Source organism: Variovorax sp. VaC1 (assembly GCF_043658315.1).
Taxonomy (GTDB): Bacteria; Pseudomonadota; Gammaproteobacteria; order Burkholderiales; family Burkholderiaceae_C; genus Variovorax.
Map to the genome: position 1 here is coordinate 523,623 of NZ_JBIGLT010000004.1, position 23,136 is coordinate 546,758.

22 protein-coding genes are annotated in these 23,136 nt (G+C 69.2%); 10 read left to right on the forward strand and 12 right to left on the reverse strand.

The genetic code is table 11. From position 1 onward, the window contains the following. Position 1 precedes the first annotated feature (1 nt). The gene (locus ACGLHS_RS19275) at positions 2 to 913 is read right to left on the reverse strand and encodes a LysR family transcriptional regulator (RefSeq protein ID WP_394482282.1); all 912 of its coding nucleotides are present in this window, start codon (positions 911 to 913) and stop codon (positions 2 to 4) included. Positions 914 to 999: 86 nt separating this feature from the next. On the opposite strand from ACGLHS_RS19275, the gene ACGLHS_RS19280 reads away from it, so the two are divergent. Next, positions 1,000 to 2,010: a zinc-binding alcohol dehydrogenase family protein gene (locus ACGLHS_RS19280; protein WP_394482284.1), complete on the forward strand. Its 1,011-nt coding sequence runs from the start codon at positions 1,000 to 1,002 to the stop codon at positions 2,008 to 2,010. 1 nt (position 2,011) lies between these two features. On the opposite strand, the gene ACGLHS_RS19285 is transcribed toward ACGLHS_RS19280, so the two are convergent. Further along, complete coding sequence (locus ACGLHS_RS19285; protein WP_394482286.1) at positions 2,012 to 3,784, reverse strand: chloride channel protein; 1,773 nt, start codon at positions 3,782 to 3,784, stop codon at positions 2,012 to 2,014. A gap of 6 nt (positions 3,785 to 3,790) precedes the next feature. Beyond that, complete coding sequence (locus tag ACGLHS_RS19290; RefSeq protein WP_093243950.1) at positions 3,791 to 4,213, reverse strand: MarR family winged helix-turn-helix transcriptional regulator; 423 nt, start codon at positions 4,211 to 4,213, stop codon at positions 3,791 to 3,793. Positions 4,214 to 4,287: 74 nt separating this feature from the next. Here ACGLHS_RS19290 and ACGLHS_RS19295 point away from each other — a divergent pair, with 74 nt between their 5' ends. Further along, positions 4,288 to 4,869: a GNAT family N-acetyltransferase gene (locus ACGLHS_RS19295; protein WP_394482289.1), complete on the forward strand. Its 582-nt coding sequence runs from the start codon at positions 4,288 to 4,290 to the stop codon at positions 4,867 to 4,869. On the opposite strand, the gene ACGLHS_RS19300 is transcribed toward ACGLHS_RS19295, so the two are convergent. Genes ACGLHS_RS19300 through ACGLHS_RS19310 form a run of 3 tightly spaced genes read right to left on the reverse strand, consistent with a single transcriptional unit; the run spans position 4,861 to position 8,397 of the window. Beyond that, entirely contained in the window at positions 4,861 to 5,574 is a 714-nt protein-coding gene (locus tag ACGLHS_RS19300; RefSeq protein ID WP_093243949.1) for a sulfite exporter TauE/SafE family protein, read from the reverse strand. The genes ACGLHS_RS19295 and ACGLHS_RS19300 overlap by 9 nt on opposite strands. Then, on the reverse strand, positions 5,571 to 6,998 hold the full coding sequence (locus ACGLHS_RS19305) for an amidohydrolase family protein (protein WP_394482292.1): 1,428 nt from the start codon (positions 6,996 to 6,998) through the stop codon (positions 5,571 to 5,573). The genes ACGLHS_RS19300 and ACGLHS_RS19305 overlap by 4 nt, the downstream gene beginning before the upstream one ends. A 58-nt stretch (positions 6,999 to 7,056) precedes the next feature. Continuing rightward, the gene (locus ACGLHS_RS19310) at positions 7,057 to 8,397 is read right to left on the reverse strand and encodes a uracil-xanthine permease family protein (RefSeq protein ID WP_394482294.1); all 1,341 of its coding nucleotides are present in this window, start codon (positions 8,395 to 8,397) and stop codon (positions 7,057 to 7,059) included. Between the two features lie 147 nt (positions 8,398 to 8,544). Here ACGLHS_RS19310 and ACGLHS_RS19315 point away from each other — a divergent pair, with 147 nt between their 5' ends. Beyond that, positions 8,545 to 9,585 carry a LacI family DNA-binding transcriptional regulator gene (locus ACGLHS_RS19315; protein WP_394482296.1) on the forward strand — a complete coding sequence of 347 codons (1,041 nt, stop codon included), beginning with the start codon at positions 8,545 to 8,547 and terminating at the stop codon, positions 9,583 to 9,585. A gap of 13 nt (positions 9,586 to 9,598) precedes the next feature. On the opposite strand, the gene ACGLHS_RS19320 is transcribed toward ACGLHS_RS19315, so the two are convergent. Further along, entirely contained in the window at positions 9,599 to 10,996 is a 1,398-nt protein-coding gene (locus tag ACGLHS_RS19320; protein ID WP_394482298.1) for a PQQ-dependent sugar dehydrogenase, read from the reverse strand. A gap of 131 nt (positions 10,997 to 11,127) precedes the next feature. Here ACGLHS_RS19320 and ACGLHS_RS19325 point away from each other — a divergent pair, with 131 nt between their 5' ends. The 4 genes from ACGLHS_RS19325 (at position 11,128) to ACGLHS_RS19340 (ending at position 16,415) form a co-directional block, all read left to right on the forward strand. Then, positions 11,128 to 11,892, forward strand: coding sequence for an alanyl-tRNA editing protein (locus ACGLHS_RS19325; RefSeq protein WP_394482300.1), 765 nt, complete (start codon positions 11,128 to 11,130; stop codon positions 11,890 to 11,892). Between the two features lie 44 nt (positions 11,893 to 11,936). Next, positions 11,937 to 14,159, forward strand: a complete 2,223-nt coding sequence (locus tag ACGLHS_RS19330) for a protein-disulfide reductase DsbD family protein (protein WP_394482302.1) — start codon at positions 11,937 to 11,939, stop codon at positions 14,157 to 14,159. A 99-nt stretch (positions 14,160 to 14,258) separates the two neighbouring features. Beyond that, positions 14,259 to 14,951, forward strand: coding sequence for a redoxin domain-containing protein (locus ACGLHS_RS19335; protein ID WP_176801190.1), 693 nt, complete (start codon positions 14,259 to 14,261; stop codon positions 14,949 to 14,951). A 123-nt stretch (positions 14,952 to 15,074) separates the two neighbouring features. Continuing rightward, on the forward strand, positions 15,075 to 16,415 hold the full coding sequence (locus ACGLHS_RS19340) for an MFS transporter (protein ID WP_093243932.1): 1,341 nt from the start codon (positions 15,075 to 15,077) through the stop codon (positions 16,413 to 16,415). Positions 16,416 to 16,431: 16 nt separating this feature from the next. Here the strand turns inward: ACGLHS_RS19340 and ACGLHS_RS19345 are convergent, their stop codons facing one another. Beyond that, the gene (locus ACGLHS_RS19345) at positions 16,432 to 17,151 is read right to left on the reverse strand and encodes an SDR family oxidoreductase (RefSeq protein ID WP_394482305.1); all 720 of its coding nucleotides are present in this window, start codon (positions 17,149 to 17,151) and stop codon (positions 16,432 to 16,434) included. A 73-nt stretch (positions 17,152 to 17,224) separates the two neighbouring features. Here ACGLHS_RS19345 and ACGLHS_RS19350 point away from each other — a divergent pair, with 73 nt between their 5' ends. The 3 genes from ACGLHS_RS19350 (at position 17,225) to ACGLHS_RS19360 (ending at position 19,740) form a co-directional block, all read left to right on the forward strand. Then, the gene (locus tag ACGLHS_RS19350; protein WP_394482307.1) at positions 17,225 to 18,160 is read left to right on the forward strand and encodes a LysR family transcriptional regulator; all 936 of its coding nucleotides are present in this window, start codon (positions 17,225 to 17,227) and stop codon (positions 18,158 to 18,160) included. 130 nt (positions 18,161 to 18,290) lie between these two features. After that, a complete protein-coding gene (locus ACGLHS_RS19355; protein WP_093243926.1) occupies positions 18,291 to 19,271 on the forward strand; it encodes a helix-turn-helix domain-containing protein in 981 nt (326 codons plus the stop codon). A gap of 166 nt (positions 19,272 to 19,437) precedes the next feature. Next, entirely contained in the window at positions 19,438 to 19,740 is a 303-nt protein-coding gene (locus ACGLHS_RS19360) for a hypothetical protein (RefSeq protein ID WP_394482310.1), read from the forward strand. A gap of 20 nt (positions 19,741 to 19,760) precedes the next feature. Here the strand turns inward: ACGLHS_RS19360 and ACGLHS_RS19365 are convergent, their stop codons facing one another. From ACGLHS_RS19365 to ACGLHS_RS19380, 4 genes are read right to left on the reverse strand one after another with little or no spacing between them, the layout of a single operon-like run. Continuing rightward, positions 19,761 to 20,468, reverse strand: coding sequence for an ABC transporter ATP-binding protein (locus tag ACGLHS_RS19365; RefSeq protein WP_394482312.1), 708 nt, complete (start codon positions 20,466 to 20,468; stop codon positions 19,761 to 19,763). 19 nt (positions 20,469 to 20,487) lie between these two features. Beyond that, on the reverse strand, positions 20,488 to 21,195 hold the full coding sequence (locus ACGLHS_RS19370; RefSeq protein ID WP_394482314.1) for an ABC transporter ATP-binding protein: 708 nt from the start codon (positions 21,193 to 21,195) through the stop codon (positions 20,488 to 20,490). Next, positions 21,192 to 22,268 (reverse strand): branched-chain amino acid ABC transporter permease, encoded by a 1,077-nt coding sequence (locus ACGLHS_RS19375; protein ID WP_394482316.1) that lies wholly within the window; start codon positions 22,266 to 22,268, stop codon positions 21,192 to 21,194. Before ACGLHS_RS19375 ends, ACGLHS_RS19370 begins: the two co-directional genes overlap by 4 nt. Next, positions 22,265 to 23,134 (reverse strand): branched-chain amino acid ABC transporter permease, encoded by an 870-nt coding sequence (locus ACGLHS_RS19380; RefSeq protein ID WP_394482318.1) that lies wholly within the window; start codon positions 23,132 to 23,134, stop codon positions 22,265 to 22,267. The genes ACGLHS_RS19375 and ACGLHS_RS19380 overlap by 4 nt, the downstream gene beginning before the upstream one ends. Between the last annotated feature and the right edge of the window lie 2 nt (positions 23,135 to 23,136).

Consider the following 23,136-nt stretch of genomic DNA (forward strand, 5'->3'; position numbering starts at 1 on the left):
GCTAGGCGGTAGCCGCCGTCAGCGCCTCGAACTTCACCGCCAGGAAATCGACCAACGCCCGCACGCGCGCCGGCACGAAGCGGCCGCTGGGCAGCAGCGCATGCAGCGGATAGGGCTCGGTGTCCCATTCGGGCAGCAGCCGCACCAGCCGGCCTTCGCGGATGTCGTCGCGCACATCCAGGGCCGACTTCAGCGTGATGCCGTGGCCGGCCACCGCCCATTCACGTGCGAGCGAGGCGTCGTCCACGCTGCGGTTGCCGGTCACGCGCACCTCGGTCCACTGGCCGTTCTGCGCGAAGCGCCAGACGCGATGCATGCGCCCGCCGCGGTTGAAGGCCAGGCAGTTGTGGTGCACCAGGTCTTGCGGCGTCTGCGGCGCGGCATGGCGGCGCAGGTAGTCGGGCGAAGCGGTCAGCAAGGGGTTGGTCATGGCGAAGGGGCGCGCGACCAGGCGCGAATCGGCGAGCGCGCCATAACGCAACGCCACATCGACCTCGTCGCGCATCACGTCGAGCGGCCGGTCACCCACCGACAACGAAAGCTGCACGCCGGTGTGCAGCGCGAGGAATTCGTCGAACCACGGCAGCAGTGTGCTGCGCGTGAGGTCCGAGGGCGAGGCCACGCGCAGCGTGCCTACCAACTCGCCGCGGTCGGCAGTGACCAGCGATTCACCCTCGTCCAGCAGCTCGAAGGCGCGCACCGCGTAGTCGAGCAGCGTCTGGCCCTGCGGCGTGAGGCGCATGGCACGCGTGGAGCGCTCGAACAGGCGAGCACCGAGTTGCGCTTCGAGCCGCTTGAGCGTGGCGCTGGCAGCGGCCGGCGTGATGCCCAGCGCATGGGCCGCGGCCGTGAGCGTGCCGCCGCGCGCGGTTTGCACCAGCACCTGCAGGTCCGAGGTATTTTCAATTTTCATTTGAAAGTATTGCTGGTTTCGCGGGACTTATCAAACCATCCTTGCGATCCTACAGTTCAGGCATCGTTCCAGAAAGGTCCATTGCCATGAAAGCCATCGGCTACTACCAGCCCCTTCCCATCGACAACGCCGAATCGCTGCAGGACATCGAACTGCCCGCGCCCGTGCCCGGCACACGCGACCTGCTGGTGCGCGTGAAGGCGGTGTCCGTCAACCCGGTCGACACCAAGATCCGCAAGAACGCCGCGCCCGAGGCCGGCCAGGCCAAGGTGCTGGGCTGGGATGCCGTCGGCACGGTCGAGGCCATCGGCAGCGGCGTGCAGAACTTCAAAGTGGGCGACCGCGTGTACTACGCCGGCTCGATCGTCCGGCCCGGTGCCAACTCGGAGCTGCACGCGGTCGATGAGCGCATCGCCGCCCTCGCACCGAAGAGCCTCGATGACGCGCAGGCCGCTGCCTTGCCGCTGACCACCATCACCGCCTACGAACTGCTGTTCGACCGCCTGCAGGTGCCAAAGGGCGGCGGCGAAGGTCAGACGCTGCTGATCACCGGCGGTGCGGGCGGTGTGGGTTCCATCCTGATCCAACTTGCGCGCCAGCTCACGAAGCTGCGCGTGATCGCCACCGCCTCGCGCGCCGAAACGCGTGCGTGGTGCCTGGCGCTGGGCGCGCATGCGGTCATCGACCACTCGAAGCCGCTCGCGGCCGAACTCAAGGCGGCCAGCATCGGCGAGGTCGATATGGTCGCCAGCCTCACGCAGACCGAGCAGCACTACGCGCAGATCATCGAAAGCCTCAAGCCCCAGGGCCAGTTGGCGGTGATCGACGACATGAAGGTCTTCGACGCGATGCCGCTGAAGACCAAGTGCATCTCGCTGCACTGGGAAATGATGTTCACACGCTCGCGCTTCGAAACGCCCGACATCGCCGAGCAGGGCGCGCTGCTGGCCGAAGTGGCCGCGCTGGTCGATGCGGGGCGCATCCGCACGACGGCGAATGCGAGCTTCGGCACGATCAACGCGGCGAACCTCAAGAAGGCGCATGCGCTCATCGAGAGCGGCAAGGCGCAAGGCAAAGTCGTTCTGGCCGGGTTCTGAGCTAGGTCGACTGCCACGGCAGTCCGCGCATGCGCTCGCGCTTTTCCTCTTCGTCGAAATGCGCGAGCGATGGCTTGATGAGGTCGCTGCGCGCCACGATGCCGGCCAGCGCGAGCGACTGCGCATCCTTCACCACGGGCAGCCGTTCGAGCCGGTGGCGCGCCAGGCGCGTGGCGACGGCGCGGCAGTTCTCGCCCGGCAACGCGTAGTACAGCGGCGCATCGGCGCATGCGTCACCGACGGTGCCGATCGGGTCGCGGGTGCCATGCGCGGCCAGCATCGCGCGGTCGGCCACGCCGATCACCGCGCCATTGCGCAGCACCGGAAACGCGCGGTGCGCCTGCCCTTCGCCGAAGTACTCGAACAGCGCCTGCGCCACCGGCAGGGCCGCGTCGATGCTGCGCACCTCGCGCGTCATCACCTCTTCGACCGAATGCCGCTCCAGCGGATCGATGCCGTATTCGCGGTAGATGTGATAGCCGCGGCGCGCGATCTTCTCGGTGAGGATCGAGCGGCGCATGGTCAGCACCGTGAAGCCGTAGGCCACGGCCGAGGTGGTGAGCAACGGCAGCAGCGCGTTGCTGTCGTGCGTGAGGCCGAAGGCGAAGATGGTGGCGGTGAGCGGCGCGCGCATCACGCCGCCGAGCGTGGCCGCCATGCACACCAGCGGCCACAGCATCGGGTCGTTGCCGGGCAGCACGTGCGACAGCACCGCGCCCAGGCCGGCGCCCATCATCAGCAGCGGTGCGAGCACGCCGCCCGAGGTGCCCGAGCCCAGCGAGATGACCCAGATGACGGCCTTCACCGCCAGCAGCGCGGCCACCACGCCGAGCGCGAGGTGGTTGTGCAGCAGGTCGCCGATGACGTCGTAGCCCACGCCCAGCGCGCGCGGCTGGAAGTACCCGCCGATGCCGACCGCCAGGCCGCCGATGGCGGGCCACCACATCCAGTGCACCGGCAGCTTGCCGAACCAGTCCTCGACCTTGTAGAGCGAGAGCGACAACGAGGCCGACAACGCACCGCACAGCACGCCGGCCACCACGCACGACAGCATGGCCAGCGGGCCGGGCACGGCCGTCTGCAGCGGGAACAACGGGCCTGCGTCCATCAGCAGTGGCCGCGTGAAGCCCGCCACCGCGCAGGCCACGGCCACCGGCAGCAGGCTGCGCGGGCGCAGCTCGAAGAGCAGCAGCTCGACGGCCAGCAGCACGGCCGCCACCGGCGTGCCGAACACCGCCGTCATGCCGGCCGTGGCGCCGGCCACCAGCAGCGCCTTGCGCTCGGCCGCCGTGAGGTGAAAGTGCTGCGCGATCAGCGAGCCGATGGCGCCGCCGGTCATGATGATCGGCCCTTCGGCGCCGAATGGGCCGCCGCTGCCAATGACGATGCCCGACGACAGCGGCTTGAGCAGCGCGACCTTGGGCGACATCTTGCTTTTGCCGAACAGGATCGCCTCGATCGCTTCGGGGATGCCGTGGCCGCGGATCTTGTCGGAGCCGTAGCGCGCCACCACGCCGACGATGAGCCCGCCGATCACCGGCACCCCGATCACCCAGAGCCCCAGCGTGTTCGTGGCCGGCGAGTGGTCGGCCAGCGAGAAGGTCTGGAAGAAGAACAGGTTGGTGAAGAAACGGATCAGGTCGAGCAGCACGCGCGCGGCCACGGTGCTGATGGCGCCGATGACGGCGGCCATGACGGTGATGCGCAAGAGGCGCGTGTTGAGCGCGAAGTCGCCACGCGGCGGATGGGCAGAAGAAGAAGCCTTGGAGGTCATGGTTGCTCAGTGGGCATCGGGAAGATCGATCTGCGGCACGTCGAACACGCCCTTGAGCGAGCGCAGTTCCGCGCGGTGAAGTTCGGCCAGCCGCAGCAGCAGTTGCTCGCCCTTGGCCAGCAGGTGCACCTCGACCTGCCTGCGGTCGGTTTCGCTGGGCCGGCGCTGCACGAGTTCGAGCGCCTCACAGCGCGTGACGAGCGCGACCACGCCGTGCGGCTGCAGTTGCAGGCGCTCGGCGATCTCGCCCACCGAGGCCCACTCGCGCCCCGGCACGCCCTTGATGTGCAGCAGCACCAGGTACTGCTGCGGCGTGAGGCCCTCGCCCTGCGCGGCGCGCTCGGAGAAGCGCTCGAAGCGGCGCATCTGGTAGCGGAACTGGGACAGTGCCTCGAAGTCTTTCTTGGCGAGCTTGCGTGATGAGGCCATGTCTTGGGGTGCGATCGGAACGGTCGCGAATATATCACGTCACGATATATATGCGCTGCGACACAATCGGCGGCATGAAGACAGAACTCATTGAATTCGAAACCGAACGCCTGCGGCTGCGCCAATGGCGCGACAGCGATCGTGCGCCTTTCGCGGCACTGGCCGCCGACCCGCTGGTCATGGAGTACCTGCTCCAGTTGCCCACACGCGCCGACAGCGACGCGCTGGCCGAGCGCATCAAGACGCGCATCGCCGACAACGGCTGGGGCTTGTGGGCCGTCGAAGACAAGGCGTCGGGCGAATTCATCGGCTTCACGGGGCTCAACGTTCCGGTGGCCGAACTTCCCTTCTCGCCCTGTGTCGAGATCGGCTGGCGCTTTGCCCGGCAGGCATGGGGCAAGGGCATCGCGAGCGAAGCGGCACGCGGCGCGCTTCAGGTCGGGTTCGACCGCCTCGGGCTCGACGAGATCGTGGCCTTCACCGCCGTCGGCAACCTGCGCTCGGCCGCGGTGATGGAGCGCATCGGCATGCACGAAGACGTGGCCGGCGCCTTCGACCATCCAGCCGTGCCCGAGGGCCACGCGCTGGTGCGCCACCGGCTCTACCGCATCAGCCGCGCGGCATGGCTGGCTTCGTCGCGCAGCGCCTCAGAATGAATGCAGCAGCAGCGCCGCGCCCGACACGATCGCGAAGACCTGCACGAAGATGCGCAGCACGCGGCCGTTGATGCGGCGATGCACCACGCGGCTGAGCACCGCGCCCACGACCAGCGCGGGCAGCAACTCGGCCGCTGCATAGAGCTGTGAGCCGCCGATGCGGCCGGCCACCATCAGCGTGACCAGCGACACCAGTTCGCCGACCAGAAAGCACAACGCGATGGTCGAGCGCATGGTGGGCGCCGGCTGGTGCTGGTAGACCAGCGCGAGCGGCGGGCCGCCGATACCGGTCGCGGTTTCGGTGATGCCCGTGACGAGCCCCGCCGCCACGAAGGCGCTGCGGCCCGGCGAGAAGGCCGGCATCATCAAGGTGACCAGCGCGGCCGCGATGGTCGAGGCGCCGACGAACAGCGACAGATGGCTCGCGCTCAGCGCCGCCAGCACCCACAAGCCACCGAGGGTGCCGAGCATGCGCCCACCGGTGATCCAGCTCGCGCCGACACGGTCGATGGCGCCGCGCTCGCGCCACATCACATAGAAGTTCAGCGGCAGCATCAGCACCAGCACGCACACGGGCAGCAGGTCGGGTCGCACGATGCCGATCACCGGGGCGGCGATCAGCGCAAAGCCGACGCCGGTCGCGCCCTGCACGAAGGCGGCGATCAGCACGGCGATGGAAACCAGAAAGAGGTGCTGCGCGCTCACTGCGAGTTCCGTGCGCTGGTGGCGGCTGCCATGGTCAGGCGGCGGTGTTCGGCCGCCGTGGGGTGCAGGCGCACGATGGGTGCGCGCTCCATCGCCGCATGGGCGACACGCGCGAGCCGCTCCTGCAGCGCGCGCGCGTCCCAGTCGGGCGGCCAACCTTCCCACAGGCGCAGGCGCCCCGCGACGAACACGGCGGTGATCTGGTCGCGGTTGCCCAGGCGCACGAGGTCCCATGTGAGGTCGACAGACGTGCACATCTCGGGCGTGTCGACATCGACGATGAGGAAGTCGGCCGCCTTGCCCACGGCGATCTCGCCGGTCAGGTGATCGAGACCCACGGCGCGCGCGCCTTCGTGCGTGGCGTGGTCGAACCAGGTCCAGCCGCCACCGCTCGATGCGTCGCCGATGGCCATGCCGAAGGCCAGCTTCTGCGCGGCCTCGGCCGCATCCATCAGGCGGAAGGCGTCGCTGCGCGTGGCGTCGGTGCCGAGCCCGAACCTGATGCCCATGGCGGCCATCAGGTTCGCGGGCGCCACGGCGTTGCCCTTCCACTGGCTGGCGACGGGGTTGTAGCTCACGGCGGTGTCGGTGTCGCGCAGCAGCACGAGTTCGGACGGCGTGACCAGCGTGCCGTGTGCAATGAGCACCTGCGGGCCGAGCGCGCCCAGTTGCGCCAGCAGTTCGAGCGGCCGCCTGCCGCGCTGCACCACCGAGCGCTCGACCGATGCGAGGTGTTCGTTGACGTGCGTCTGGAAGATGGTGCGCGCCTCGGCACACAAGGCCGACACGGCTACCAGCATCTGGTCGGACGCGGCCTCGGGCACCGAGATGGCGAGCGAGGGATGCACCAGCTCTGCATCCGACCACTGCCGCAGGAATTGCGCGGCGTGCGACTGGATGGCCTGCCGATCGGCGGCGGTGCTGTCGTTGCCGCCGTCGTTGCAGATCAGGCCCAGCACGCAGCGCAGCCCGGCCTCTTGCACGGCGGCCGCGACGGCGCCGATGTCGCCCGGCGCACGCGTGCCCGCATCGCAGACGGTGGTGAAGCCGCCGCGCAGCGATTCGAGCGCCGCGAGCTTGGAGGCCATGTAGACGAACTCGTCGTCCAGGCTCGATTCGAGCGGCACCCACACGCGCCGGAAGATTTCAGACGGCTCGCCATAGGCCAGCGACTTGCCGAAGGACTGCGTGAGGTGGTGGTGCGCGTCGATCATTCCCGGCATCAGCAGCTTGCCGGGCAGGTGCAGCGGCGTGAGGTGTGGGTGGCGGGCGATGAGCGCATCGGCGGGCCCGACGTCGCGGAACCGGCCGCCCGCCATCAGCACGGCATGGCCGGTTGCGGGGCCATCGCGCAGCATCAGGTGATCGGGAACGAGCAGCAGCTCGTCGGCCGCGAAGAGCGCGGCATCGAGTTCAGAAGACATGGTGAAGAGAGAAAGAGAGAGGCAGGAAAGAGAAAGAAGGAAGAAGCGGCGCGGCGCCTCACTGCGATGCAGGTGCTACCACGGGGCTTTCGGCGCTATCGGCAGGCACGCGGTTGAACACCATGTTGAGCACCACCGCCGTGAGCGAGCCCATGGCCAGGCCGTTGCCCAGCACGAGCTGCAGCGTGTCGGGGAAGCGGCTGTACAGGCCCGGCACCACAATGGGCAGAAGGCCCATGGTCAGCGCGCCGGCCAGCACGAACATGTTGCCGCGCTCGTGCAGGTCGACCTTGCGCAGCATGTCGATGCCCATGGTGCCGATGATCGCGAACACCACCATCGCGGTGCCGCCGACCACGGCGGAGGGAATGGCGCTGGCCAGCCGGCCCAGCGGCGCCGACAGCGCGATGAGGATCAGGATCACGCCGGCCGTTGCCGTGACGTAGCGCGAGCGCACGTTGGTGGCGCGCACGATGCCGATGTTCTCGCCGCTGGTGATGATCATCGAGGTGCCGAAGAGCCCGCCCGCCAGCGACATCAGCGCGTCGCCGCGGATGGTGCGCGGCACCACGTCGCGCGCATCGATCTTGCGGCCCACCACTTCGGCCACCGCCACGGTCTGCCCCGTGGCCTCGACCATCGAGATGACGCTGAAGATCAGCAGCGGCACGGCCGCCACCAGGTCGAAGCGCGGCATGCCGAAGGGCAGCAGCGTCGGTGCGCTCCAGAAGGGCCCGGCCGCCACGGTGCCGAAGTCCATCAGCCCGCAGACGGCCGCCAGCACCGTGCCGGCCAGCAAGCCCAGCAGCACCGAGAGCTGGCCGAGCGTGCCCTTGAACATGCGCGCGAACAGCACGGTGAAGCCGATGGTCGCGAGCGCCAGGCCGATGTTCACCGGGTCGGCAAAAGCGGGCGAGCCGGCCTTGCCCGCGATGATGCCGCCGTACACCTTCACGAGGTTGATGGACACCAGCAGCAGCAAGGTGCCGATGACGATCTTCGGAAAGTAGCGCAGGCAGCGCGCGAACACCGGCAGCACCAGGAAATAGAACAGCGCCGTGAGGATCACCGCGCCCGAGGCGGTCTGCAGGTCGCGCTGCTGGGCGATGGTCACGAACATCACGATCGGCGCGCCGCCCGGCACCATCACGAAAGGCAGGCGCGCACCGAACTTCCACGGCCCGAACGACTGCAGCAGCGTGCCCACGCCGCACAGCAGAAAGGTGGCGCTGATGAGGTTGACCGTGAGCGCGGACGGAAGGCCCAGCGCTTTCGCCACCAGAAACACGGACGTGATGGGCACGGCCGCCATCACCAGCACATGCTGCAGGCCGAACAGGAGCAGTTGCGAAACGGGCAGCACTGCGTCGACGGCGGGGGCGTCGCAAGCACGGGACATGATTCGAATCCTTTGAGCTGGCTATGCCCAAATCGATTTGGGCGCACTGGCAAAAAAAGCCGCCGAAGCGGGTGAAGTACATTCCGGAACAGCGAGCCCCAAAACGATTTGGGAATTGAATCACCGCTTTTTGAAAAGGTCAACGGGATGAGCCCCAATCCACCGCCGCGGGTCACCATCAAGGACGTGGCCCGGGAAGCGGGCGTGTCGCCGACCACCGTATCCCATGCGCTCAACGCCCGGGGGCAGGTCGATGCGGAAACCCGCGCGCGCGTCGAGAAGGCGGCGCTGACGCTGGGCTACCGGCCCAATCGCAATGCGCAACGGCTGCGCACCGGCGAGGCGCACATGATCGTGCTGCTGTCGTCGATGCCGTTCGCGGTGGCGGGCGGCCCGTCGCGGCTCGGCTTTCTGATGGAGGTGGCGGCGGTGGCCGCCGCGGCGGCGCTCGACCGCCGCCTGGCGCTGGTGCTGGCGCCGCCCATGGAAACCGGGCGGGTGCCGATGGAGCTGCTGGACGTGGACGGTGCGCTGGTCATCGAGCCTTCGGCGGGCGACCCGAACATGGCCTACCTGCTGCGGCGCGGCCTGCCGGTGGTGGCCATCGGCAAGCCAGCGGAGGAAGCCGCCGACGGGCTCGCTTTGCCCCCGTATGTCGACATTCACTCGGGGCACACGACGCGCCTGCTGCTCGAACACCTGCAGGCGCAGGGCGCGCGCAAGGTCGCGATGATCCTCGGCTCGGCGCAGCGCAACTCCTATGTGGAAGGCCAGGCGGCTTACCTGGCGTTCGTCGCTGCGCGCGGGCAGGCGCCGATCCTGTCGCTGGTCGACGAGGTGAAGGGCGAGAGCGGTGGCCGCGAAGCCGCGCTCGCGCTGCTGGCGGCGCACCCCGACATCGATGCCTTCTGCGTGCCTGTGGATGCCTTCGCTACGGGCGCGGTCGCGGCCATCCTCGAATCGGGCCGGCGCATTCCCGACGACGTGATGGTCGCCACGCGCTACGACGGCGTGCGCGCCCGCACCTGCGTGCCGCCGCTAACGGCCGTGGACCTGCACCTGGATGAGATCGCACAGCAAGCCATTGCGCTGCTGTTCGACCACCTGCGCGGCGACACCAGCCAGCGGCGGGTCGACGGGCCGGTGGCGCAGCTGGTGCCGCGCCTGTCGTCGGCGCGCCGAGGCTGACGCCAGCTCGGGCTCAGTTGGGCCTGGTGCGCGCCACGCGCCACACGGCGTTACCCACGTCGTCCGCCACCAGCAGCGCGCCGCTCTTGTCGAGCGCCACGCCCACCGGCCGGCCCTGGGCCTTTTCATCGGCGGTCAGGAAGCCCGTGAGCACATCGACCGGCGGCCCGCTCGGCTTGCCGCCGATGAAGGGCACGAACACCACCTTGTAGCCCGACTTGGGCGTGCGGTTCCACGAACCGTGCTCGCCGATGAAGACGCCGCTGGCGAACTGCTCGGGCATGCCGCCCGGGCGCGAGAAAGCCATGCCCAGCGGCGCGACATGCGAGCCCAGCGCGTAGTCGGGCGCGATGGCCTTGGCCACCATGGCGGGGTTCTGCGGCGTGACGCGCGCATCGACGACGCCGCCGTAGTAGCTCCAGGGCCAGCCGTAGAAGGCGCCGTCTTTCACCGAGGTGAGGTAGTCGGGCACGAGGTCGCTGCCGATCTCGTCGCGCTCGTTGACCACGGTCCACAGCGCGTTCGTGTCGGGGTCCCAGCCCATGCCGTTGGGGTTGCGCAGGCCGCTGGCGAACAGGCGCTTCTCGCCGGTCTTGGTGTCGACCTCCCAGATGGCGGCGCGGCCTTCTTCGGCCGCGAGGCCGTTCTCGCCGATGTTGCTGTTGGAGCCGACCGTCACGTAGAGCTTGCTGCCATCGGCGTTGGCGATGACGTTCTTGGTCCAGTGGTGGTTGATGCCCGCGGGCAGCGGCGTCACCATCGTGGGCGTGGCGGTGATGGCGGTCTGGCCCTCGGTGTAGGGCACCTTCACGAGCGCATCGGCGTTGGCGATGAAGAGTTCGTTGCCCACCAGCACCATGCCGTAAGGCGACATCAGGTTGGACATGAACACTTGCTTCACCTCGGCCACGCCGTCGCCATTCGCATCGCGCAGCAGGGTGATGCGATTGGCGCTGGGCACGCCGGCACCGGCGCGGCCCATGATCTTGCCCGTGACCCAGTCGCGCACCTTGGCGATGGGGCCGCTGCCGCCGTCGGTGCTGCCGGCGGGCCGGGGCGGCTTGTTGCTCTCGGCCACCAGCACATCGCCGTTGGGCAGGGTGTAGACCCAGCGCGGGTGGTCCAAGCCGCGCGCCAGTGCGGTCACGCGCAGGCCGTCGGCGGGGATGGGCGTGGCGGCGTCGGTCCAGCCGACGGCGGGGGCCACGTTGATGGTGGGAATGAGGGTCTTGTTCGGCTCGGCCAGTTGCGGGCGCGGGCCGACCGTGAGCTCGGGCGAGAGCTTGGCCGCCTCGCCGCAGCCGGCCACGAGCAGCGCCGTGGCGACGGCAGCGATGGCGGTGAGGGCCACAGCCGGCATCCGCCACGCGGAATCGGCCCTGCAGGTGGGTGCTTGCTGCGGTGCTTTCATGCGTAGTCCTTGCGCGGCCTGGCGCCGCATACCGGGCGGATCATCCACAGCCGGCGCGCCCGGGATTGTCGGCCGTGGGCGCTTTCGGGCGTGGGTGCACCTTGTTTGCGCATCGCCGCTACCATCGCCGCATGACCGACGACCTGTTCCGCGCCGACGCCTATCTGCGCACCTGCGAAGCCCGCATCCTGCGCATCGACGACACCGGCATCGTGCTGGACCGCACCGTGTTCTATCCCCTGGGCGGCGGCCAGGCCGGGGACACCGGCGTGCTGGTGCTGGCCGATGGCCGCGAACTGGCGATCGCCGACACCCGCAAGGCCAAGAACGAAGAAGGCCAGCCGACCGACGAATTCGTCCACGTGCCGGCGCCCGAACAGGCCGAACTGCTCGCCGCGCTGAAGCCCGGCGACAGCGTCACCGCCCGCCTCGACTGGGAGCGCCGCCACCGGCTGATGCGCTTTCACACCGCGTCGCACCTGCTGTGCCACCTCGTGCCGGTGCCGGTGAACGGCTGCTCGATCACGCCCGACTACGCGCGCATCGACTTCCACATGACCGACCCGCTCGACAAGGAAGCGCTCACGGCCGGCCTTGCGCGGCTGGTCGAGGCGGCCCATCCGCTGGTCGTCGGCGCCATCACCGACGAAGAACTCGACGCCAACCCGGCGCTGGTCAAGAGCATGAGCGTGCAGCCGCCGCGCGGCTCGGGCACGGTGCGCACCATCCGCATCGGCGGAACGGGCGAGGGCGACGCGCAGATCGACTTCCAGCCCTGTGGCGGCACGCACGTTGCCAACACCGCGGAAATCGGCGCGGTGATCGTCACCAAGATCGAGAAGAAAAGCGCCAACAGCCGGCGCGTGGTGCTGGGCTGGGCGCCCGCCACGGCCTGAGAACAGCCGGAACTTCGCCCCCACTGAATGCTCCGACTGACGGCATGATCTTTTCGCGCATCCATTTCGCTACGCTTCTGATAGCAACAGCCGCAACCTGCATGCCGGCTGCGGCCCAACTGACGCCCAAGGCCGGCGCGGTGGTCACCACCCCCCATGTGCGCGCCGAACTGATCGCACATGCGCCCGACGGCGTGGCGCCCGGCTCGCCGGTGTGGGTGGGCCTGCAGATCACGCACCAGCCCGAGTGGCACACCTACTGGAAGAACGCCGGCGATTCGGGCCTGCCCACCGAAATGACCTGGACGCTGCCCGCCGGCGTCTCGACCGGCGAGATCGCCTGGCCCGTGCCAGAGAAGATCCCGGTCGGCAGCCTCGCCAACTACGGCTACGAAAACACCGTGCTGCTGCCGGTGCCGCTGGAGGTATCGACGCTCTACAAGCCGCCCGTGGCGCTCGCCGGCGGCACGCCGTCGATGGACATCCAGCTCAAGGCATCGTGGCTGGTGTGCCGCAAGGAATGCATTCCCGAAGAGGGAGAGTTCACGCTCTCGCTGCCGTTGCAGGGCTCGACCGCGCTGCACAAGGCCGATTTCGACACCGCGCAGGCCGCCCAGCCGCAGCCGCTGGCCAAGCCGGGCGCCATCGAGGTCAATGGCAACAACCTGCAAGTGCGCCTCGAAGGGCTGCCCGCCGCCGCGCAGGGCAAGACGCTGGCCTTCTTCCCCGAGACCCCCGAGGTGATCCGCACCGCGGCCGTCTCCGGCAAGGACTGGACCCAATCCTGGCAAGGCAGCACCTGGACCGCCACGCTGCCGCTGGCCGACCAGCGCAGCGCCAGCCCCACGGTGATGCCGGTGGTGGTGGCGCTGGCCCCGGCCGACCGGCAGGCCGGCCAGCCGGTCGCGTGGCGCGCCGAATCGCCCGTTACGGGCAACTGGCCCGCCGCGCCGCAGCGCGCCGAGGTGTCGCCGGCGCTGCAGGCCGCGCTGACCGCCAACGCGGCCAATGCAGCCGCCGCCACACAGCCCACCCCCAACACCACCCCGTCTTCGACCACCTTCATGGCCGCCCTGCTGGGCGCCCTGCTCGGTGGCCTGCTGCTGAACCTGATGCCCTGCGTGTTCCCGATCCTTGCGATCAAGGTGCTGGGCTTCGCGCGGCAGGCGGGCAACGCCAGCGCGCACCGCAAGGCCGGGCTGGCCTACACGGGCGGCGTGATGCTGTCCTTCCTCGCGCTGGGCGGCGCCATGCTTGCGCTGCGCGCGGCCGGTGCCGGGCTCGGCTGGGGCTTCCAGCTGCAGTCGCCGGGCGTGGTGGCGGCGCTGGCGGCGCTGTTCACGCTGATCGGCCTGAACCTCGTGGGCGTGTTCGAGTTCGGCCGCGCCGCGCCGTCGTCGCTCTGCAGCGCCCAGGCCAAGCACCCGCTGGCCAACGACTTTCTTTCGGGCGTGCTCGCTGTGGTGATCGCCTCGCCGTGCACCGCGCCCTTCATGGGCGCATCGCTGGGCTTCGCGATCGGCCTGCCGGCCGGGCAGGCGCTGCTGTTGTTCGCGGCGCTGGGCTTCGGGCTGGCGCTGCCTTATCTGGCGGCCAGCTTCGTGCCGGCCATTGCACGCCTGCTGCCCAAGCCGGGCCTGTGGATGCACACGCTGCGCCGCCTGCTGGCCTTCCCGATGTTCGCCACCGTGGCCTGGCTGGTCTGGGTGCTGGGCCAGCAAAGCGGCATCGACGGCGCGGGCACGCTGCTGGCGCTGCTGGTGTGCATGGCCGCGATCGTCTGGGCGCTCACGCTGCGCGGCCGCACGCGGGTCGTGATCGCGACCGTGCTGATCGCCTTCACCGCCCTGCTGACCGGTGCCATCGGCCGCAATGTGCTGCAAGTGGTAGAGCCCGCGAAGCTGGCTTCTGCCAATGGAGGCAGCACGCAGCGCTGGCAGCCTTGGTCGGCCGAGCGCGTGGCCGAACTTTCGGGCGCCGGCCAACCGGTGTTCATCGACTTCACCGCCGCCTGGTGCGTGACCTGCCAGTACAACAAGAAGAGCACGCTGTCCGATGCCGAGGTGCTGGCCGACTTCGACGCCAAGAAGGTCGCGATGCTGCGCGCCGACTGGACCCGGCGCGACCCCGCCATCACGGCCGCGCTCACCACGCTCGGCCGCAGCGGCGTGCCGGTCTATGTGCTGCAGGCACCGGGCAAGGCACCGGTCGTGCTGACCGAGATCCTGAGCAAAGACGAAGTCCGCGCCGCACTCGCCGCGCTCTGACTTGACCACCGTCGTGACATGGCTTGTCACACGCACTTGAAGAAACCGTTCTAAGCTGCAGTTGTTGTTTGGAATTTTGTTTTGGAGTTCAAGCTGGCCATGTCTCTCTCGCCATCCACCGACTCGCGTTCCCTGCGCGCTGCGCGCCATGCCCGTGCGGCCCTGAGCCGCGCTTCCCGCCGCGCCGTCGTCGCCGCCGCCGTGGCGCTGGGCGCCACCTTCCTGATGGGCACCCCCGCCTTCGCCGCGCCCGCCGTGGGCCAGCAGGCGCCCGACTTCGTGGCCGTCGACACCACCGGCGCCAAGCACAAGCTGTCTGATTTCGCCGGCAAGTTCGTCGTGCTCGAATGGACCAACCCCGGCTGCCCCTTCGTGCGCAAGCACTACGGCAGCGGCAACCTGCCCGCCACGCAAAAGGCCGCCACCGACAAGGGCGTGGTGTGGCTCGCCATCAATTCCACCGAGCGCGCCTCCACCGATTACCTGCAGCCCGCCGCGCTCGATGCGTGGATGAAGTCGCAGAAAGCCGCGCCCACCGCCGTGCTGATGGACGAAGACGGCCTCATCGGCCAGGTCTACGGCGCGCGCACCACGCCGCACATCTTCATCATCGACCCCAAGGGCACGCTGGTGTACGCGGGCGGCATCGACAGCATCGCGTCGGCGCGGGTCGAAGACATCAAGACCGCCACCAACTACGTCAACCAGGCACTGGGCGAGGCCTTCGGCGGCAAGGCGATCTCGGCGGCCACCACGCGGCCCTACGGCTGCTCCATCAAGTACAAGACCTGACGACGGCGGCGCCCCTTGGCGCGTCCCGCAGCGCGTGACAGCTACCTGACTCGCGCAGTCAGGCAGCGGTCGGGAAGCCCGCCTACCCTTGGCAAACACACACACGCCACAGGGGACAACAAGATGAATCCCGCGCCTTCCGCCGCGCAAAAGGGCACTGCCACCGCGCACGCCTCGCCCGCACCCTCCTCGAAATTCGCCACCGTCCTTCGCGTGACCGGCGGCAACTTCATGGAGATGTTCGACTTCTTCCTGTTCGGCTTCTACGCCACGCAGATCTCGAAGGCGTTCTTCCCGGCCGGCAACGAGTTCGCCTCGTTGATGCTCACCTTCATGACCTTCGGCGCAGGCTTCCTGATGCGGCCGCTGGGCGCAATTTTTCTCGGCGCGTACGTCGACCGCGTCGGCCGCCGCAAGGGCCTGATCGTCACGCTCGCGCTGATGGCAACGGGCACGCTGCTCATTGCCTGCGTGCCGGCCTACGCCACCATCGGCCTGGCGGCGCCCTTCCTGGTGCTGATCGGCCGGCTGCTGCAGGGCTTCTCGGCCGGCGTCGAACTCGGCGGCGTGTCGGTGTACCTGTCGGAAATGGCCACGCCGGGCCACAAGGGCTTCTACGTGAGCTGGCAGTCGGCCAGCCAGCAGGTGGCCATCGTCGTCGCGGCCGCGCTCGGCTACTGGCTCAACGTGACCTTCACCCCGCAGGAGATCGGCGACTTCTACTGGCGCGTGCCCTTCTTCGTGGGCTGCCTGATCGTGCCGGTGCTGTTCATCATCCGCCGCTCGCTGCAGGAGACCGAAGAGTTCATGGCGCGCAAGCACCGCCCCGATGCGCGCGAGATCTTCCAGTCGATGATCAGCAACTGGGGCCTCGTGGTCGCCGGGATGATGCTGGTGTCGATGACCACCGTGTCGTTCTACCTGATCACGGTCTACACGCCCACCTTCGGCAAGGCTGTGCTGCACCTGAGCACCACCGATGCGCTGGTCGTCACGCTGTGCGTGGCCATCTCCAACTTCATCTGGCTGCCGATCATGGGCGCGCTGTCGGACCGCGTGGGCCGCAAGCCGCTGCTGATCCTGTTCACGGTGCTGACCATCCTGACCGCGTACCCCTCGCTCAAGTGGCTGGTCGGCGCGCCGAGCTTCGCGCGCATGCTCGAAGTCGAGCTGTGGCTGTCCTTCCTCTACGCCAGCTACAACGGCGCGATGGTCGTGGCGCTCACCGAGGTGATGCCGGTCAACGTGCGCACCGCCGGCTTCTCGCTGGCCTACAGCCTGGCAACGGCCCTGTTCGGCGGCTTCACGCCAGCGATTGCGACCGGCCTGATCGAGATGACCGGCGACAAGGGCGCGCCGGGCCTGTGGATGACGGCCGCCGCCGTCTGCGGGCTGATCGCCACGCTGGTGCTGTACCGGCGCAACGCGAACCCGGCCGATGCCGGACGCGTGCCGGCGGTCTGACGCTTTTCAAATTTTTTCAGACCAGCCGCAACCCGCCATCGCACTCGATCACGGTGCCGGTGGTGTAGCCGTTCTCGATCAGGAACTGGATCGCATGCGCCACGTCCTGCGGCTGCCCCACGCGGCCGACGGGCAGCGTCTCGACCTGCTGGCGGAACAGTTCGCTCTTGAGCGCGGCGGGCACGCGGTCCCACCACGGCGTATCGACCAGGCCCGGTGACACCGCATTCACCCGGCTCGGCTTCAACTCCCGCGCCAGGCTGCCCACCATCGCTTCGAGCGCGCCGTTGATCGCAGCCAGCCCCGCCGTGCCGGGCAACGCATTGCGCGCCGAGATCGCCGTCACGAAGGTGATGCTGCCGCCCTTGCGCAGCACCCGCGCACCCGCCTGCGCCGCTTCGAGCTGCGGCCAGAACTTGGCCTCGAAGCCGCGCCGCAGCGATTGCAGGTCGAGCTGCGCGAACTCGCCCGCACCCTCGCCGCCGCTGAGCGTGAGCACGAGGTGGTCGACCGGCCCCGTCTTTGCGAAGAAGGCGTCGAGCGCCACCCGGTCGCCGGCATCGAAGGCCGCGCCGCTCACGTTCGCTCCCATGCCGCCGATGGCGTCCTGCAGCTTGCCGTTGTCGCGCCCCGTCGCGATGACGCGCGCACCCGTCGCCGCGAGCCGGCGCACGGTTTCCAGGCCCACGCCCGACGAGCCACCGAGCACCACCACTGTCTGTTGTTCCGAAGCCATGTCGATTCCTTTGGTTGACTGATGAGCCTTCAGGTTAGGGATCGGCGGCCTATCATTCAAATCGTTTGAAACCATGAAAAGCATCAACGAAAGTGATTTCAGGCGGCTCGACCTCAACCTGCTGCTGGTGTTCCACGCGCTGCTGCACGAGCGCAACGTCACCCGCGCGGCCGCGCGCCTGTTCATCGGCCAGCCGGCGCTGAGCGGCGCGCTCAAGCGGCTGCGCGCGGCCGTCGGCGACGAACTGTTCGTGCGCACCTCGCACGGCATGACACCCACGCCACGGGCACTCGAACTCGCCCAGGTCATCGAGCCGCTGCTGCTGTCGCTGCAGCAAGCCTTGCAGGCCCGCCCGGCCTTCGACCCCGCCCGTGCCGAGCGCGTGTTCCGCATCGGCCTGAGCGATGCGCTCGAAGTCGCGCTGATGCCGCCGCTCATGCAGCGGCTGGCCACCGAAGCCCCGGGCGTGCGGCTGATCGCCAGCGCGGCCGATCGCACCACCGCGCCCGGCCAGCTCGATGCGGCCGACATCGAACTGGCCGTGGGCGTGTTCCCCGGCTGCGCCGCATGGCACCGCCAGCGCGCGCTGTTCGACTGGCACTTCGTCTGCGTCTACAACCCTGCGCTGGTCAAGGCGCGCGGCAAGCGGCTCACGCTGAAGGAATACCTGCGCCACCCGCACCTCCTGACCTCGTTCAGCGCCGACCTGAGCGGGCTGGTCGACGAACTGCTGCACGAGCAGGGGCTCACGCGCCAGGTGGTCTTTTCAAGCCGCAACTTCGCGACCAACCCGTTCATCGTGCGGCAGATGGCCGCCATCACCACCGTGCCCACCTTCGCGGCCGCCACCTGGCGCGACGCGCTCGGGCTGGCGGTGAGCCCGCTGCCTTTCGACACGCCGCGTTACGCCGTGTCGCTGCTGTGGACGGCGGCCCGCGACGGCGACCCCGGGCTGAAATGGCTCATCGCGCTGATCGGCGAGGTCTTCGGCGGCAAGCCCGTCGATTGATCCAGCGCGCACCCGTTGTTTACCGGGAACGCACCGCCGCGCCGGTCCGGGTGGAAACACCGATGATGGCGAGCCCCCGCATGCCTATCCTGCGCAAGCGCCTTCGGCGTGCCCACAGAGACCCCACGGCATGAACGCACACCACTTCAGCACGCTGCTCGAACACCCCGCCGACCGGCAGGCCTGCTGGGGCCGCATCAACGAGTCGTACTTCGGCGCGCTGCGTGTGCAATGCCTGGACACCGGCACCTTCGATGCGCGCATGGACGCCTACGAACTCGGGCCGCTCGGCATGTTCATGATCGAGGCGCCCTCGCACCGCGTGGCCCGGCCCGACACGCGCCACGAGATCGTGCTGGACGAGCACTACAAGCTGGTGCTGCAGCTCGAAGGCCACGGCCACATCTCGCAGCGCGACCGCGAGTTCCACCTGCACCCCGGCGACTGGAGCCTGTACGACCCGCGCGTGCCCTACGCCATCACCAACCCGGAACGCTCGCGCCTGCTCGCCATCACCATTCCGCGCCAGCAGTTCAAGGGCATGAAGATTCCCGACCTGCACACCTGCGAGGCGCACACACCCGCCATGCAGGGGCTCTACGCGGTGCTCGGCTCGTTCCTGACCTCGCTGGCCGACCAGTTGCCTTCGTTGCCCAACGCGGTCGGCCGCTCGGTCAGCGACACCGTGCTGGGCCTGCTGGCCTCCACGCTCGCCACGCATTCCGACGAGCAGTTCGGCATGCACCCGGTGCCGGGCGTGCTGAAGGCGCGCGTGAAGCAGTTCGTGCACGCGCACCTGGCCGACCCCGCGCTGTCGCTCGACCTCATCGCGCAGCAGCTGCGCTGCTCCAAGCGCTACCTGCACCGCGTGTTCGAGGACGAAGACCAGACGCTCGACCGCTTCATCTGGCAGATGCGGCTGGAGCGCTGCAGCGAGGCGCTGCGCAACGCGGCGGGCCGCCGCACTTCGGTGTCGGAGATCGCCTTCGCCTGGGGCTTCAACAGCAGCGCGCATTTCTGCCGCGTGTTCAAGGCGCAGTACGGCGTGTCGCCGCGCGAGTTCCAGCGGCGCGAGGCCGAGCAGGCAGCGTCGCCCGCGCTCACGCACTGACCTGCTCCGTTCCGCAAAGGGCCACGCACACCTGCGCGGCATGACAAAACCGTAATCGCAGTGACGGCCAGCGAGCGGTTGGCCTTTCTAGAGTTGGGGCGTGATGTGTTTCGTTGAGGAAACGGCCACATCACACAGCCATATCCAACACAGAAAGGACCTCCTCGTGAAACGCACCCTGCTCGCCTTGGGCACCCTCGCCTTCTTCTCCACCGCCTTCGCGCAGCAACCGCACAGCCACAGCGCGGAAGCCGAGGCCGACTTCGACAGCAAGCCGCAGGCCGCCGCCGAAGCGAAGAAGAACAACAAGCAGCCGGGCGCCGTGCGCATCAAGGACGGCGGCACCGCACGCGGCGAAGGCTCGGCCGTGGCAACGCCCAGCAAGACGGAAAAAGCCGGCGAAGCCCGCGCCGAGGCGCGCGAAGCCAAGCCCCACTCCGTGCCCACGCCCGGCGGCACGCCGAAGTAAGCAGCGCCAGCAGGCGTTCTTCAGGCCGCCGCGAGATAGCTGCTGTGCAGTATCTCCGGCCGGCTTCGCAGTTCTTCCGATGAACCCGCGAAGGCCATGCGGCCGCGCTCCAGCACATAGGCGCGGCTCGACACAGCCAGCGCCACCGTCGTGAACTGCTCGATCAGCAGCACGCCCACGCCTTCGCGCGCGACCTGCTGCACCACCTCGACCAATCGCTTGACCACGGTGGGCGCGAGCCCCAGCGAGAGTTCGTCGATGGCCAGGTAGCGCGGCTTGCCGATCAGCGCCTGCGCGATGCACACCATCTGCTTTTGCCCGCCCGACAGCGATCGCGCGGGCAGCGCGAGCTTCACGCGCAGTTCGGGGAACACCGCGAGCACCTGCTCGACCGCCTCTGCCACGCGCGATGCCGGGAGCGACGTCGCAGCGGCGCGCAGGTTGTCGAGCACCGACAAGTCACCCAGCACGCGGTGCCCTTCCGGCACCACCGCGACGCCCAGCGCGCGCACGCGCTCAGGCCGCTGGCCGTGCAGCGCGTGGCCTTCGACCTCGATGCGTCCGCTGGTGAGCGGCAGCACGCCACCGATGGCCATCACGGTGCTCGACTTGCCCGCGCCATTGGCACCGAGCAGGGCGGTCACTTCGCCGGGCGGCACCTGCAGGTCGATGCCGTGCAGCACGGCCTTGCCGCCGCGCTGCAGGCGCAGGTCGTTCACGCTCAGCATGGTGTGAAAGCTCCGTGGTTCATTCCGTTCCCAGGTAGGCCTTGCGCACGGCCGGGTCGTCGAGCACCGCGCGCGTCGGGCCGAGCGCAAGGCGGCGGCCGAAGTCGAGCACCAGCGTCTGCGAGCAGGTGGCGGCGATGAGGTCGACGTCGTGGTCGATCAGCAGCACCTGTGCACCGCAGAAGGCATGCACAGAACCGATCACGCGGCGCAGCGCACCGGCCTCCTGCTCGGTCAGGCCCGCGCCGGGTTCGTCGAGCAGCAGCAGGCGCGGCGCGCCGACCAGCGACTTCGCGATTTCGAGCATGCGGCGCTGGAACAGGTTCAGGCGATGGCCCATCACCGTGGCCACGTCGAGCAGGCCGGTGTGCGACAGCGCACGCGCCACCTGCGCCACCGCTTCGCCGCGCGCATGCGGCACGTGGTCGAGCAGCGCGCGCACGTTGTCCCACACGCTGAGGTCTTCCACCACCTGCTCGGTCTGGAACGAGCGGCGCAGGCCGAAGCGCACGCGCTCGATGGGCTTCAGGTCCAGCAGGTCGGTGCCGTCCACCGCGACGGTGCCGGCACGCGGCAGCACGAGGCCGCTGAGCACGTTGACCAGCGTGGTCTTGCCCGCGCCGTTCGGCCCGATGAGGCCGCACACGGGTGCGTCGAGTTCGGCGCTGAGTCCGTCGATGGCCTTGACGCCGCCGAAGGCGACGGTGAGATCGCTCACGCGGATCATGGGGTGGCCCCCTTGCCATCGCGCGTGAGACGCCTGCGCACCGCATCGAACGCCCCCGCCAGTTGCCCGGCGATGCCGCTCGGCGCGGTGATGAGCGCATGCAGCAGCGCCACGCCGAAGAAGATCATCGCCAGGTAGCCGTTCACGCCGAAGTCGGTCAGCAACGCAGGCACTGCGCGCAGCAACAGCCCCGCGATCAACGCGCCGGCCCAGTGGTACACGCCGCCCACCACGGTGAGCGCGAACAGCATCACCGAATCGCCCGCGGTGAAGGCGCGCCCGTCGAGCTGGCCCACGCCGCCCGCGAGCAGCGCGCCCGCCACGCCGGCGCAGAAGCCGGCCAGGCCGAAGGCCCAGGTCTGGTAGCGCAGGATGTTCACGCCGGCCGCCACGGCCGCCGCTTCGCCGCGTCGGATCAATGCCCACGAGCGGCCCGCGCGCGTGCGCCGGTGCAGCTCGATCAGCGCCAGCACCGCCGCCAGCCACACGGCCACGTAGCGGAAGTACGCCGCGTCGGACAGCGCCAGCGCGGGGCGCGGCATCATCAGCCGCTCGCTGCCGAACACGCGGCCCAGCCAGCCTGCGCCGCCATCGGGAAAGCCCATGACGTTGATGACGACCTGGAAGCCGCCCGCCATCATCATCGTGACCAGCGCGAGGTACAGCCCCTTGAGCCGCAATGCAGGCAGGCCCGCGAGCATGCCCACCACGCACGACAGCAAGCCACCCGCGAGCACCGACAGCTCGAAAGGCCAGCCCAGCCCGTGGCCCGCGCGCAAGGCGATCCAGCCGCCCGCGCCGAGCAGCGCGTACTGGCACAGCGACACCAGCCCCAGTTGGCCGTAGAGCAGTGCCACGCCAGCCGCGGCAATCGACAGTGCCAGCGACGACGTGAGCGTCTTGATCCAGTAGGCATTGGCCAGCCACGGCACCACGAGCCCGATGAGCAGCACGCAGCCCACCATCACGGCCAATGAAATGCGGGCACGGCGCGTTGCCTCGGCCAGCGAGGCCGGCAGTTGCGCGATGTCGTCGGGTGCTTGTGCCGCCCCGGTGAAGATCGAAGCGCTCATGCCTGCCGCGTGCCCGTGCGAAAGAAGACGATCATCGCCAGCGCGATCAGGAACGGCGTCGCCGTGCGGAAGGCCGCGAAGCCCGGCACGGTGATCGCCAGCGCCTCCAGCACGCCGATGGCGATACCGCCCGCCACCGTGGCCGGCAGCGAATGCAGGCGGCCGATGATGGCGGCGGCAAAGGCCGGAATCACCAGGAAGGTCAGCAGCGTGGCCTGCAGCCGCACGATGTTGGCGAGCAGCAGCCCGCACACACCGGCGAAGGCGCCGCTGAGTATCCAGGCCACCGTGTCGACACCGAGCACGCGGATGCCGAGCAGCGCGCTCAGGTCGCGGTCGTTGGCCAATGCGCGCATCTTCAGACCCACGCGCGTCTTCGACAGCAGCAGGCCGACGCCGCCCATCATCAGCACCGCAAGCGCAAGCCCCAGGGCACGCGTGTGGGTGAGGCGCACCTCCACCTCGCCCAGCACGAAGTCGATGGCGCCCGAGTCGGTAGGCAGCACCAGCCGGCGCGGCTGCTCGCCCCAGTACCACTCGGTGAAGCCCACCACCACCAGCGCAAAGCCCAGCGTGGCGATGCTGCGGATGGTCGGGTCGCGGTGCGACAGCCGCGGCGCCAACAACCGGCCATAGGCCAACGACAGCAGCATCGAGGTGACGATGGCCGCGCACCACGCCAGCCCCTGCGGCCAGTCGGCTTCGAGCATCGACCAGGCCACGTACGCACCGATGGCGCCGATGGCACCGAAGGCGAAGTTCAGCACGCCCGACGAGCGGTAGAGCACCACCAGCCCCACGCCCGAGAGCGCATACACCGCGCCCAGGCCCAAGCCCGAGATGACGAAAGGCAGGTAGTCCTCCATGG